Below are 13,194 nucleotides of genomic sequence, written 5' to 3'. Positions count from 1 at the left end.
ACACCAAAAAAAAACTAAACAATAGTTTTTTATACATTTTTTTTTACACCTCAAAATAATCACTAGGAAGCCATTCCATACCTATTTTCATATAGCTTTTTTGCGTAAGCTATGCTAAGCTAAACGCTCATTTCAAGGTTTTTTATACAAAGGATACATATGAAACGATTACTACAATCTGAAATCGTCGCTTTAGGACTTGCTATATTTTCAATGTTATTTGGCGCCGGCAATTTAGTATATCCACTTGCTGTTGGAGCATTTTCCGGAACCAAAAACGCAATCGGCATGATCGGTTTTATGGCAACTGCAATTTGCCTTCCACTCATCGGCATTATTACTATGATTTTATACAATGGTGACTATGAAGCATTCTTCCGCCGTTTAGGAAAAAAAAGTGGTGACATTATGACTCTCATCTGTATGGTCATCATGGGGCCATTAATTGCAATGCCTCGTATTGTTACCTTATCACACAGTATGGTTGCACCATTTTTACCGTTTGATTTTTTGTCAAACCCAAGCATGCTCTCATCGTTCATATTTGCCTTAATATTTTTGGGTGTCACCTTTTTATTCACCTATCGTGAAAGTAAAATTGTCGACATTCTTGGATATGTTGTCAGTCCCGCACTGCTCATATCACTCCTGTACATTATCACTAAAGGCATATTATGTGCTGATCACCCTATTTATAACACGCAAACCAATATTTCAGTACTTTTTGCCAATTTATTACGCGGTTATGAAACGCTAGATCTTCTTGGCGCGCTTTTTTTCTCATCAATCATTTTAACTATCTTACGTGCTAATCCGGACAACCGAACCAAAAGCGAACAACAATTTGCATTCGTCGGCCTACAAGGAGGCCTCATTGGCATTTCATTACTGGCAATTGTATACGTTGGCATGAGTATTTTAGGCATGTATTATGGCCACGGTTTGGAGCAAGCAGAACTGTTCAGAGGAATTTCTGTACGTGTACTGGGAGACACGGGTACATTAATAGTTGCAACCGCTGTCTTAATGGCCTGCCTTTCAACCTCAATTGCACTTGCAGCAGTCATTGCAGAATATGTTCAGCACACAGTCTTTAAGAATAAAATTAATAATATACAAGCATTATTAATAACCTTAGCATCATGTTTGCCATTATCAACTTTTGGCTTAAGTTCCGTATTGGCATTAACTGCAGGACCGGTAACATTTGTTGGATACCCGGTATTAATTGTACTTACACTTTGCAACCTCTCACATAAAATATGGGGAACAGAATTTGTACGTATTCCTGTATTGACTACATTACTTTTGAGTTTAAGCGCATATTTTTATTGGTAATAATTAAAACTATAAAGACTATATTGATATTTACCTAAAAAAAACCTATATTAAACGATATACAAACAAAAAACGTTTTTTTACAAAAGGAAAATATATGAACCCGTCGATAAGAGGTCTCATTCCGTCACTTTTTTTATCATTAATGCTTTGCAGCATGCCAAACATTCATGCTGCTGAACTTGAAGCCCCTCAAGATTCAACATTAATATATGGACTTAAAATAAGTGTTGCAGTTGCATTTGCTGCATCGTTGATTAAATATGCATCCACTGAACCTCATAATGAACCGGTTCGTTATGATATTGAGGAAGCAAAACAAGCAATATCCGACATTCAAAATGGAATAAATATTAAAGAAAGCATTTCTAAATTAAAAAACTTCATTTGGTTCTTTATTCTTGATGGCATCATTGGTCACGGAATGAAAAAAAAATCTATTCGTATCGATCCAGATGAACCTACAAAAATCTTAGTCCACCCTGGCGCTAAATCAAAAGGCCTTTATAGCTATATTCATGGATATCATAAAAGCATTTTTGCAATGGGCGCATTCACCGTTGCAATCGCGACTTTCCTTAAAAAGAGCCAGAATGGATGGAAAGATCTTCAAAACTTTGTTTTTCACCCATTAAGATTCTTAAATGGTGAATTTACTAAAGCAGAAAGACCATCAGCTGATGCGGTATACTTAGGCGAAATTATAAAACAAGCTCTCGCCAGCAAAAATTAGAAAATATATAAGCTCAGAAATTAAAGGTCGGGGATTCCCCGGCCTTTTTCATTGTCAAACCTGTTTGATCAAAAAGAGATTCCTGATAAACTTATATACAAACTTTAAGTTACTGAAAATTCCATTTTATTAACATATTATGCATATGAGAGACAAATGAAAAAAACATACTTAATTCTTTTATTGTTATCCTTAAGTAACGCATTATGTGCCGGTGACAACCACCCAGCAGGAAACCCTGATATAGTCCATCAACTATTGTCTGCAAATGGTGGCATGTATGCTCTTGCAGGAACAGGAACTATTGGAATCGGTATTTGGCTATATACTTGGTATCAAGAACGCGCTGACAAGCAAAAAAATACTGCTCAACTGGTTGCTATAATTAATGCTGAATTTAAAAAAGTTTTTGAGCTTATGCTGCCCTATAAAGAATATGATTTATTAAGAGAAATGAATCATAATGAAGAACTTAAGAAAAACATTTTGCATGCAATTGCCCAAAGAGATGTCCAATTCCCTCACTTAGATATTTATCGCCATATATTGTTTTATAAAGACGAGCTCAAAAAATCCGAAACGAATGCTTACAATAAAACATCCGCTGAAATCTTACAACTTCATCAATCATTTAACAACATGCTTGCCGTACTTGGCGTGTATTGCAAAGATATATACCAAAAAGAATATGCACAATTTATTAACATTAAAAACACAGAAAACCGACTTCAACTTAATGCTACACAAGTTGAAGAGCTTAAAGCAAAAATTGCGCTCCTTACAAAACAAGAGGAATTCACTGAAGCACAAAAACAACAAATTTTACAACAAGGCAGTGAAATAGCTCATTTACAAAAAACACAAGATATATTAGATCAAAACGTACGCAATCTTGCACAACAGATTGAAAGTCAAAAAGAACAAATGCAAAAACATTATGATGCATTGCCTGATAATATAAAAAATAACTTTACAAAAGCATTTTTTGAATGGCAAAAAGCTACTGAAGAAAACAATCCTATTCCAGCAAAATCTGTATAAAACAAAAGAGGCACTCATCAATGAAATACCTATTAACCTTTTTAATCTTAGTAAGCAGTCCAAATGCTTATGCCCAACAGGTCAAAAGCGATATTAAACATGCCGTTAGCTTGTTAATTGCTGCCGGATGTACATTTGTTGCGTCAAAAGGATATGCCCATTGGGTAGTACATAACGCACAGGTACAATTTACACCCGAGCGAGAACTTCTCAATCATTATGCTTATTACAGCAATGAAAACAGCTGGACAACCAATGAGCAAGAGTTATTAAAAAGAGATCTAAAAGATCGTATTGTGCATATGCACAATACGAATCGTGATCGCTGGTCTTGCAATGTGCTGTATGATATCTGTACACACAAACCGGCAGTTTATATTGATAAACAATATGAAATTTACCCATTGTTGCAACATATGCAACATCTGAAATGGTACATTAAACGATTAAAAATCATTCGCTTTCTACATCTTTATCCAAATCATAACGAGCTCAATCTATTGATTGATCAACTTACATACATCAAGCAAATGCTGCTATCAGATGAAGTTTTTAATGAAGAAGAACGATTTTATACTTTAACAAAACCGCGCAAACCGAACGTTTACTTTTTTATTCTTTAAAATAAGCACGTACACCTTCTTCATTTGCATCCATAGCTTTGTCTCCATTATTCCAGTTTGCCGGACAGACTTGACCATGATTTTCTGCAAACTGCAAAGCATCTATAATGCGCAGAATTTCATCGATATTGCGACCTAAACTCATATTGTTGACAGTCAGACTTTGTACAGTATTATCTTTATCTAAAATAAAAACACCTCTGAAAGCAACGCCGCTTTGCTCATCTAATACACCATAATCCCGACAGATCTGTTTACTTATATCAGCTAACAATGGGTACGTTATGCCTTGAATGCCACCTTGTGCCTTTGGTGTTTGTAACCATTTTTCATGCGTCAATGGAGAATCAACCGAACAACCGATAACCTGTACATTGCGTTTTTCAAATTCAGAAAGTTTGTCTTGAAATGCATGTAATTCTGTTGGGCAAACAAATGTGAAATCTTGTGGATAGAAAAAGATGACTTTATACTTACCTTCATAATTTTCAAGACATACTTCATCCTTAATGCTATCTTGAATTGCAGCTTGACATGAAAAACGAGGAGCCTTTTTACCTATCATATTTTTTCCTATATTTTTAATAACATTGTTAATAATTAACTATTATAATAGCATGAAAAGATAATCTATTTAACCTTGAAAGCCTATACATGAAATCTTTAATTGTTATCATTTATGACGGTATTGCCAATTCAGTTTTTGAAAGCCAAGTGCTGCAACCACTCATCAGACAAAAACAACAAACGCCTTACCTTGATATACATATAGTAAGTTTCGAAAAACAAACAACTGTTGGCACTCCAAATATTAATGGCATTAACTTTCATATATTTAAAAAATACCCATTTGTTCATCATATGGCACTTATACCGGCAATCATAAAGCTACGCCGATTTTTAACATCATTTACCGATTACCAACTATTGGCGCGTGGTCCATTTGCCGGCTATATTGCACACAAATCTGCAACATCAACGTGCTGCTCTGTAACCATACAAGCACGGGGATTAGTTGCAGAAGAATATCGATACACTATAGAAAACAGCCGGTTAACATTGATACAAACATATCGTTATAAGCAGTTCCTCCATCTTGAGAAAAAAGTATATGCACTCAATAAAAAGCATATTACTTTTCAAGCAGTAAGCCCTGCGCTTAAGAACTATTTAACTAAAACTTTTGGAACAAAAAAAGAGACCATATCAATTGCTCAACATGATATTCCATCGGCAATACATACAGATCAGCATATAGTAAAGACGCAATCGATTCGTACACAATTGCATGTTGATCAAAATAAATTTGTATATTGTTATAATGGCTCTTTCAAACCTTGGCAATGTCCTCATGAAACAATAGCTTTCTTCAAAAAACAGTTAATCAAAGATCAACATGCATTTTTACTTATACTAACGCCGGACATTACCTTATTTAAAAATGCACTTGAACATGCTCACATTAAAAAAGAATTTTATCATATCTGCACAGTTACACAGGCTGATTTACCGGTATATATCGCAGCAGCTCAAGCAGGTTTGCTCTTTCGCAAGCCACATATCATCAATACCATCTCACGCCCAACAAAGGCACTTGATTATCAAGCTGCCGGATTACACATAATCCATAATGGAACGGTAGAATATGTTAACAACATGCCCAACACAACATTGATTAGTCCTTATGATTTTAAAGTACTGCTTGCAAATCACAAGAATACATTAAACAATCAGCAATGAACTTGCTTAGATGTATCACTCACAGCTGAGCTTCTTTTGCCTATACGTTGATTCATACGATCAACACAGGCACGAATAAATCCTGCAAAAATTGGATTAGGATTTGCCAAACGACTTTTAAATTCCGGATGTGCTTGTGATGCAACAAAAAACGGATGATTTGGTAGTTCAATATATTCCATCAAGCAAGTACCATCTGCACGTTCATGATATCCTGAAAAAACCAACCCTGCACGCTCAATCTGCTCGACATAATCAGGATGCACTTCATAACGATGGCGATGCCGCTCAAAAACCTTTTTTTCTCCGGTATGAGCATCAATAACAAAATCATTTGGATTGCTATACAAATCATAAACCTTTGTATGTTTTTTAAGCATTGCTGAATAAGCACCCAGACGCATAGTCCCACCAAAATCATTATTTTTTAATAACTCTTTTTGCATAGGTAATAAATCAATAACCGGATAAGGAGTCTCTTTGTTGACTTCAGTCGTATGAGCACCACACATCTGCGCAACATTACGAGCAAATTCAACAACTGCTAATTGCATACCATAACATAAACCTAAAAATGGAATCATATGTTCACGCAGATATGAGATTACGTTAATTTTCCCTTCTACACCGCTCATACCAAAACCACCCGGTATAATGACGCCATCTAAATCGTCTAACTGCTTCAATTGTTGATCATCTACTTCAAATGATTTTGCATCCAACCAAACAATTTCACAACCTTTTTTATGATATGCTGATGCATGCACTAAAGCTTCAGCAATACTCACATAACTATCCTGCAATTCATAAGAACCGGTATCTAAATATTTACCCACAATGCCCACACGAATTTTATTGTCCGGTTTCAAAATTGCATCAACCTGTTGTTTCCACAGGTTCCAATTAGGCATTGCTTTTGGCGACAGTTTTAAACGATCAATCATTTTCTTACCAAAATCATCTCGTGCAAAGTTAAGTGGCACTTCATAAATTGAAGACACATCCGGTGCTGAAATAATATGATCAAGCAAAATATGAGAAGAGGTTTCAATTTTCTTTTTTCGTTCATCATCAATTGGATGTGCTGTACGACATACAATAAAATCAGGCACTAAACCTTCTTGACGCAATAAGCGCACTGCTTGTTGCGTTGGCTTAGTTTTCATTTCATAAATATGATATGGTACCGGCAAATAACTGACCAAAACGTGCGCAACTGAATCTTTTCCGCATTCTTGTTCTAATGATTTTGCTGCAAACAAAAATGGCGTATTTTCATAATCACCGACCGTTCCGCCAACTTCTACAATTGCAATTTCATAGCCATCACTCGCTAACTTGAGACGTCGAATAATTTCTTGAGGAATATGCGGAATAAATTGCACCGTCTTGCCCAGATAATTTCCTGAGCGCTCATTATCAATTACCGTTTTGTAAATCTGTCCTGAAGTGATATTGTTTTGTTTTGGAATATTTTCATCCATAAACCGTTCATACGTTCCCAGATCTTGATCAATTTCACCACCATCTTCAGTTACCCAAACTTCACCATGCTCAGTTGGTCTCAAAGTACCTGCATCAAAATTCAAATAAGGATCAATCTTAATCAATGTCGTTTTGAATCCATAACTTTTGAGCATTTTACCCAACGATGCAGTGGTTACTCCTTTGCCAACTCCTGAGATCACACCACCAAATACAAAAATGAACTTTGTCATTGTACCGCTACCTTATCTTTTTTTTACTATTACAAAAAAGACAAAAGGCTTCCTCAAAAAAAAGAAGCCTTCTGTCCTTTAATGACTCATGCAATATGGTATATCAAAAGAGATAAAATGTGAAAAAGTTTTAACTACTTACTCTTTTTACTTCTCTTATTCGCTTTCTTTAATATCTTGTTCAATCCACTTCTTGACCTGTTCTTTACTTTTCACTTTTTGCTCTTTGAAGCTTTTCATTTTTTGCTTTTCTATTTTCATTTTTTGCTCTTCTAATCGAGGAAAACAACGACTGATTCTTTTTTTCTTATTTTTTTTATTGCCGGATGTAACACAAGACATCTGTGCACATTTAGCTGCAGCAGGGGAAAAACTAACGCGAAAGATTCCATACATTGCATTACTATTTGGCACAATTACCACAGAACAAAAAAACATCCATAAAAATTGCTTTATCATAGGTATTTCCATGAAGTTATATATTATAATATTAAGCTCACAACCATTGCATTTAACAAATTCGCTAATGCACCTCCAAGAACTGCATATATTCCAAGCTCTGTTAACCATGCGCGTTTTTCAGGTACCAATGCACCAATACCACCAATCTGAATACCAATACATGAAAAATTAGAAAATCCACACAATGCATAGGTAACAACATCAATAGCACGTATAGGTAACTGCATTTTCATCATCGCTTGATATGCAATAACTTCATTAACTGCAACTTTGGTCCCAAGCAAAGTGCCAACATTCAAAGCTGTTTGTCCTTTAAAACCAAGCAACCATGCAAAAGGAGCAAATAGATACCCAAAAATCAATTCCAAACTCAAATCCGGCAAACGAACATCGAATGCCATATATGAAAACAGTTCATTAATTTTATATGAACCAAATCCAAGTACATAATTGACTAATGCAAGCAACGCAACAAATGAAATCAACATTGCTGCAACATTAATCGCTAATGATAAACCATCTAATGTACCGGTTGCAATTGCATCAAAAATATTATTTGCCTTTGAAGTTAAACTAATATGCGCATCTTTATCTTTTATTCTTTCAACTTCAGGCAACAATATTTTTGCAATCATAATGGTGGCCGGAATCGACATAACACTCGCTGTTAACAAATGCGGTGCAGGAACACCCATTGCAACAAAAACAACCAAGATTGCACCGCTAATGGTCCCCATACCACTGACCATGACTACAAGCAATTCTGATTTTGTCATTTTTTTAAGATAATCCTTTACCAAAAGAGGCGCTTCTGTCTGCCCTAAAAAACTGTTGGTCACAGCACACAATGTTTCAGGTCCGGTAGTCCCTAACAACGGTTGCACAAAATAATTGATTCCTTGAACAACTTTTTGCACAATGCCCCAATAGAAAAGCATCGATGTCAATGCACCAAAGAAAACTATTACCGGTAACACCTTAATACCAAAAATAAAACCCCACGGGCCCAATTGATTGGTAAGATCACCGAAGATAAATGCTGAACCTTTATCGGCAAATTGATATGTCTTTACCACATAATATGAAATTTTTTCCAAAATGCGATGCCCCACCGCAGTTTTTAACACCACTAATGCAATAATGAATTGCATAATAAGCGCATGCACAATCAACTTATAATCTATTGCTTTACGATTTTTTGAAAAGAAAAAAGCAATTGCAAGTATCACGCATATACCCACAACATTTAAATAACGACTATGCTCTAAAAAATAGGCTAACATAAAAAATACTCCTGATACAAAAGGAAAAATGACTGTATCAGGAGTATACTTGTTTTACTAATTAGTTCAATGATAAATGCTTTACAATAAGCTTTAATCAGATGTTTTTGAAAATTTCTAGAGATTGTTTACGACGATCAATACGGTCTTTTTCCATTAATCCATCAATAATGTCATCAAGGTCACCTTGCATTACCATATCAAGTTTTTTCAACGTAATATTTGCTTGATGATCCGTTACACGATTTTGTGGATAATTATAGGTACGCACTTTTTCAGCACGCATACCGGTACCAACCTGTTTTTTACGATCAGCACTCATTTGCGCATTATGCTGTTCAACTTGTGCTGCCAAAATACGAGATTGTAACATCTTCATTGCTTTTGCTTTATTCTTATGCTGAGAACGTTCATCTTGACAAGAAACTACAACACCAGTTGGAACATGAGTGATACGCACAGCTGAATCGGTGGTATTAACATGCTGTCCACCGGCACCACTTGCACGATAAACATCAATACGTAAATCTGATGGATTTATAGTAACATCAACCTCTTTTGCTTCAGGCAAAACCGCTACGGTTGCAGTTGAAGTATGTACACGCCCTTGCGTTTCGGTTGAAGGTACACGCTGTACGCGATGCACACCGGATTCATACTTCAAGTGACCAAATGCATTTTTACCTTTAATATGCAAAGATGCTTCGCGAATACCACCAAGATCGGTTTCGCTCATCTGATCTATATTGGTTTTCCAACCTTTTTTTTCAGCATACATTTTATACATTTTAAGCAAATCAGTTGCAAAGAGCGCTGCTTCTTGCCCACCTGCACCACTACGAATTTCTAAGTAAACGTTACGATTGTCATGTTCACTCGGAGGGTACAAAATGTCATCTAATATGTTTTGTTCAATTTTTAACTGTTGCTCTTGCAGCTCAATCTCATCTTTGCATAATGCAATCATATCTGCATCATCAGTTTTCATTTGCGATTGAAGATCAGCAATTTCGTTTTTAACCGCTTGAACTTTTTTATATTGATCAAGTAAATTGGTTAGCACTGAAAGTTCTTTTTGCAATGCTAACCGATTATTATTTTGTAAGTCAGGGGAAACTAACTCATTATTAATTTGATCAAATCGCTCTTGAAGACGATCCCATTGATCAAACATAAGTTATTTTCCGTATTTCTTTTTGAACTTATCAATACGACCTGCTGTATCAACAAACTTTTGATCACCAGTATAAAATGGATGACATGCTGCACATAGTGTCATTTTGATCTCTTTGTTTGTAGAGCGTGTTTTGTAGTCTTGACCACATGCACAATGAGCAACAATTTCATATAATTCTGGATGAATATCTTTTTTCATCAATATCCCTTTAAAAAAAACGATAAATTCGAGTTAAATATATACCGTTTAGTATTGCGTAAAAAACAGTTATTGTAAAGCCATAAATCGACTCAATCATCCATTTCTTTATTATCAGGTATGTGATCAACCTCGTCTAATATGGCTTTTCTCACCTCATGCAAGATCCCTTCAATCCTTTGCCGTTTCCCTCGGAAAACAATTCCCAACTCCGGATCATATACAATCTTAACATTTTCACCTTCCAAGTTGACGATTTTGCAACCTTCACTCATGTTTATTGAAGTCTTATAGCTGCCCATTGCCTCAATTCGACCAACAATAATATTAAACATTTGCTGAGTCCCCATTACTTTAAACAACCCTAAATTCAAAGAAAAACCTTCTTTTTCAGGTATAAGATCAAGTCTATGGAATCCAATAGCCAACATAAATGGCGCCGCAACGGTGGTCAATACAATAACAACAACTGCAATAACATATTGATCAGCAGTGATCACCTGTGATCCACGTAAAATAGTTGCTATTACCAATCCAACTTCTCCACGCGCAACCATTGATGAACCAAACAAATACCCTTCCAACCATGTCCATTTATCAACTGCCCTGCGACCCGAAGAGTTACTCAAAAATATTGATATATAACAAGCAAACATTTTGGAAATAATAGCAGTAATTAACAATGCAACAACACCAAGCCATTGATAACTTGAAAGAATCGAAACATTTACCTGCAGCCCAATTGACCCTAAAAATATAGGTAATAAAAATGATCGTATAAATGGAGTAATAACTTTTTCAGCTTGATGTCTTTTGTCACCCATGCGATGAAACAACCCTGCAAAAAATGCACCGGTAATACCGGCTAAACCACCTATTAATTCAGCAAATGCAAAATAGAATAACATGGCACCACTTGCAAATGAAGCCAATAAAAATGATGAATGATTTTTTTTAAGCCATTCTAAAATAGGCGGAATAACAAAATATCCGGTAAAAAAGATAACCGCAAAAGATACCAACATATACACTAATGCTTCTGCAATGGTAGCATTATGCATATGTTGCATTGCGCCATTGAACACACCAAATGTTCCCGCTTGCAACGCAATAAAAAACATCGACAACAAAACAACCGAAAAAACATCATCTATAATCGCAGCTCCCAAGGTAGCTTTTGACGATTTAAGATGCATTTTACGTTTTGAGACTAACATCGTCACCGGAATTGAAACACTCGTCGCTGAAAAAATCAAACCGATACCGATAGACTGAATAAGAGAAAAACCATTGAGTATATAATAAGCACATCCAACCGTCATAATGATTGGCAACACTGCACCCAAAAGACCGGCAGTCGTTGCGGTTACCCCAACATGAAAAATGTCACGCACATCTGTTTCATGACCGGCAACCCATAATAAATAGGTCACCGTTAACGCTGATGAACACAATACAATGAAAAAAAGATACAAATCTGATGCAGCAACTGAATAGATTGCTCCCAAATTGTCATATACAACCAAAGGTTCACTAAATACCGACCAACCCAAAATATTTAATACCGATGGACCAATTAAGACACCTCCGATAATTTGTCCTGCAATAACCGGAAACTTTAATGTTTCTCTAAGTATACGCCCCCATAAAATGGTCCACGTAAGCAAAAAAGCCACGAATAAGGCAAATTTCGCTACAAACGCTGTAGAAAGACCATTACTGAGCAAAGTTCCCTCAGGAATAGAATACTGATATGTTGACCCTAGTGACATACAATGAACAAACAATGAAGCAAAAAATACCCAAATTCCCACAATTTTCCTTTATAGTAACGAAGTTCATTTTTTATTGTACCCCAATAGACTAAAATTGCAAAATAGAAATGTTCTTTTTTTATATATAAAAACCCTTGTTTTTAAGCAATATTTTAATGTATATTTGAATTAGATAGTGTATTATTTGTTACAAAATTTGCGTGTTTAACCATAAAAAAGGAGTTTCTTATGAAGAAAAACACATTAGCGCTTATTTTAGCGTTGACTGCAGTAGGTGCTGCACAAGCTGGTCCTCTCGATTGGGTCAAAAAACAAGTAGGTAAAGCTCAAGCAGTTGGGACAAAAGCATTAGATACAGGTAAAAAATATGCCGGACAAGCTCAAGCTGTCGGACAAAAAGCAGTAGATACAGGTAAAGCTGCATATACTCAATATGGCGACAAAGTACAACAAGGATTAACCAAAGGCCAAGAACTTTACGGACAACATGGTGAAAAAATTGGTGGCGTAGTTGGCCCAGAAAAAGCCGGCATGGTCGGGCAAGGCTTAGGCACTGCTCAAGCAGGATGGACTAAGGCTGGTGGTTATCTTGGAAAACGTGCGAATGTAACTCCAGCTGGCTAAAAAACCATCTGCAACTAGATAAAAATGAAAAAGAAGATTGCTCTCTTAAATAACATTATTAAGAAAGCAATCTTCTTTTTTCAATAACTATGCAAGAAACTACAATAACGGCAAATACAGCAATGCATGTCTTGCTGTTCACAAAATGGACCTCATCCCTTATATTTTCCTACTTTTATTGCAACATATTCAAGAGCCAATTACAAAAAAACAGATAACGCAAAAGTCTTTCAAAAACAAACCGAAGACTCTAAAAACAGCCTCCTAGTCAACACATGCAAATACTCCTAAAACAACATTTCGCCCTACCTTCGGCAAAAAAAAAATATTTATAAAAAAATTTACAAAAGTGCTTTGACTTTCAGTTTTTTTTCCTTTAATATATTTGAACATCTAGGTATTTAAAGGGCGGTTAGCTCAGCTGGTAGAGCATCAGTCTTACAAACTGGGGGTCACAGGTTCGAATCCTGTACCGCCCACCA

Annotated in this window: 13 protein-coding genes and 1 tRNA gene; 7 read left to right on the top strand and 7 right to left on the bottom strand. The window is 35.7% G+C overall.

The window, feature by feature from the left end; all coding sequences use genetic code 11:
• The first annotated feature begins 159 nt into the window (after positions 1 to 159).
• The 4 genes from WD055_00175 (at position 160) to WD055_00160 (ending at position 3,735) form a co-directional block, all read left to right on the top strand.
• The gene (locus WD055_00175) at positions 160 to 1,338 is read left to right on the top strand and encodes a branched-chain amino acid transport system II carrier protein (protein MEX0848627.1); all 1,179 of its coding nucleotides are present in this window, start codon (positions 160 to 162) and stop codon (positions 1,336 to 1,338) included.
• 97 nt (positions 1,339 to 1,435) lie between these two features.
• On the top strand, positions 1,436 to 2,071 hold the full coding sequence (locus WD055_00170; GenBank protein MEX0848626.1) for a hypothetical protein: 636 nt from the start codon (positions 1,436 to 1,438) through the stop codon (positions 2,069 to 2,071).
• Positions 2,072 to 2,227: 156 nt separating this feature from the next.
• Positions 2,228 to 3,112, top strand: coding sequence for a hypothetical protein (locus WD055_00165; protein ID MEX0848625.1), 885 nt, complete (start codon positions 2,228 to 2,230; stop codon positions 3,110 to 3,112).
• 20 nt (positions 3,113 to 3,132) lie between these two features.
• Positions 3,133 to 3,735, top strand: a complete 603-nt coding sequence (locus tag WD055_00160; GenBank protein ID MEX0848624.1) for a hypothetical protein — start codon at positions 3,133 to 3,135, stop codon at positions 3,733 to 3,735.
• Here the strand turns inward: WD055_00160 and WD055_00155 are convergent.
• Positions 3,725 to 4,312 carry a peroxiredoxin gene (locus tag WD055_00155; protein ID MEX0848623.1) on the bottom strand — a complete coding sequence of 196 codons (588 nt, stop codon included), beginning with the start codon at positions 4,310 to 4,312 and terminating at the stop codon, positions 3,725 to 3,727. The two genes, WD055_00160 and WD055_00155, sit on opposite strands and share 11 nt — an antisense overlap.
• A gap of 77 nt (positions 4,313 to 4,389) precedes the next feature.
• Between WD055_00155 and WD055_00150 the strand changes: the two genes are divergently transcribed.
• Positions 4,390 to 5,475 carry a hypothetical protein gene (locus WD055_00150; protein ID MEX0848622.1) on the top strand — a complete coding sequence of 362 codons (1,086 nt, stop codon included), beginning with the start codon at positions 4,390 to 4,392 and terminating at the stop codon, positions 5,473 to 5,475.
• Here the strand turns inward: WD055_00150 and WD055_00145 are convergent.
• The 6 genes from WD055_00145 to WD055_00120 all read right to left on the bottom strand — a co-directional run bounded on the left by WD055_00145 (position 5,466) and on the right by WD055_00120 (position 12,127).
• Positions 5,466 to 7,193, bottom strand: coding sequence for a CTP synthase (locus tag WD055_00145; GenBank protein ID MEX0848621.1), 1,728 nt, complete (start codon positions 7,191 to 7,193; stop codon positions 5,466 to 5,468). The genes WD055_00150 and WD055_00145 overlap by 10 nt on opposite strands.
• Positions 7,194 to 7,349: 156 nt before the next feature.
• Positions 7,350 to 7,652, bottom strand: coding sequence for a hypothetical protein (locus WD055_00140; GenBank protein MEX0848620.1), 303 nt, complete (start codon positions 7,650 to 7,652; stop codon positions 7,350 to 7,352).
• A gap of 23 nt (positions 7,653 to 7,675) precedes the next feature.
• Positions 7,676 to 8,938 (bottom strand): nucleoside transporter C-terminal domain-containing protein, encoded by a 1,263-nt coding sequence (locus WD055_00135; protein MEX0848619.1) that lies wholly within the window; start codon positions 8,936 to 8,938, stop codon positions 7,676 to 7,678.
• Positions 8,939 to 9,035: 97 nt separating this feature from the next.
• Positions 9,036 to 10,112 (bottom strand): peptide chain release factor 1, encoded by a 1,077-nt coding sequence (gene prfA, locus WD055_00130; GenBank protein MEX0848618.1) that lies wholly within the window; start codon positions 10,110 to 10,112, stop codon positions 9,036 to 9,038.
• 3 nt (positions 10,113 to 10,115) lie between these two features.
• On the bottom strand, positions 10,116 to 10,313 hold the full coding sequence (gene rpmE, locus WD055_00125; protein MEX0848617.1) for a 50S ribosomal protein L31: 198 nt from the start codon (positions 10,311 to 10,313) through the stop codon (positions 10,116 to 10,118).
• 92 nt (positions 10,314 to 10,405) lie between these two features.
• Positions 10,406 to 12,127, bottom strand: coding sequence for a cation:proton antiporter (locus tag WD055_00120; GenBank protein ID MEX0848616.1), 1,722 nt, complete (start codon positions 12,125 to 12,127; stop codon positions 10,406 to 10,408).
• A 189-nt stretch (positions 12,128 to 12,316) separates the two neighbouring features.
• Here WD055_00120 and WD055_00115 point away from each other — a divergent pair, with 189 nt between their 5' ends.
• Positions 12,317 to 12,712, top strand: a complete 396-nt coding sequence (locus WD055_00115; protein MEX0848615.1) for a hypothetical protein — start codon at positions 12,317 to 12,319, stop codon at positions 12,710 to 12,712.
• Between the two features lie 406 nt (positions 12,713 to 13,118).
• Positions 13,119 to 13,194 (top strand) — tRNA-Val (locus WD055_00110).

The organism is Candidatus Dependentiae bacterium (assembly GCA_040878395.1).
Lineage (GTDB): Bacteria > Babelota > Babeliae > Babelales > Vermiphilaceae > JAKBEL01.
Note: the sequence above shows the minus strand (reverse complement) of the source record. Positions and strands in the feature narration are given on the sequence as shown.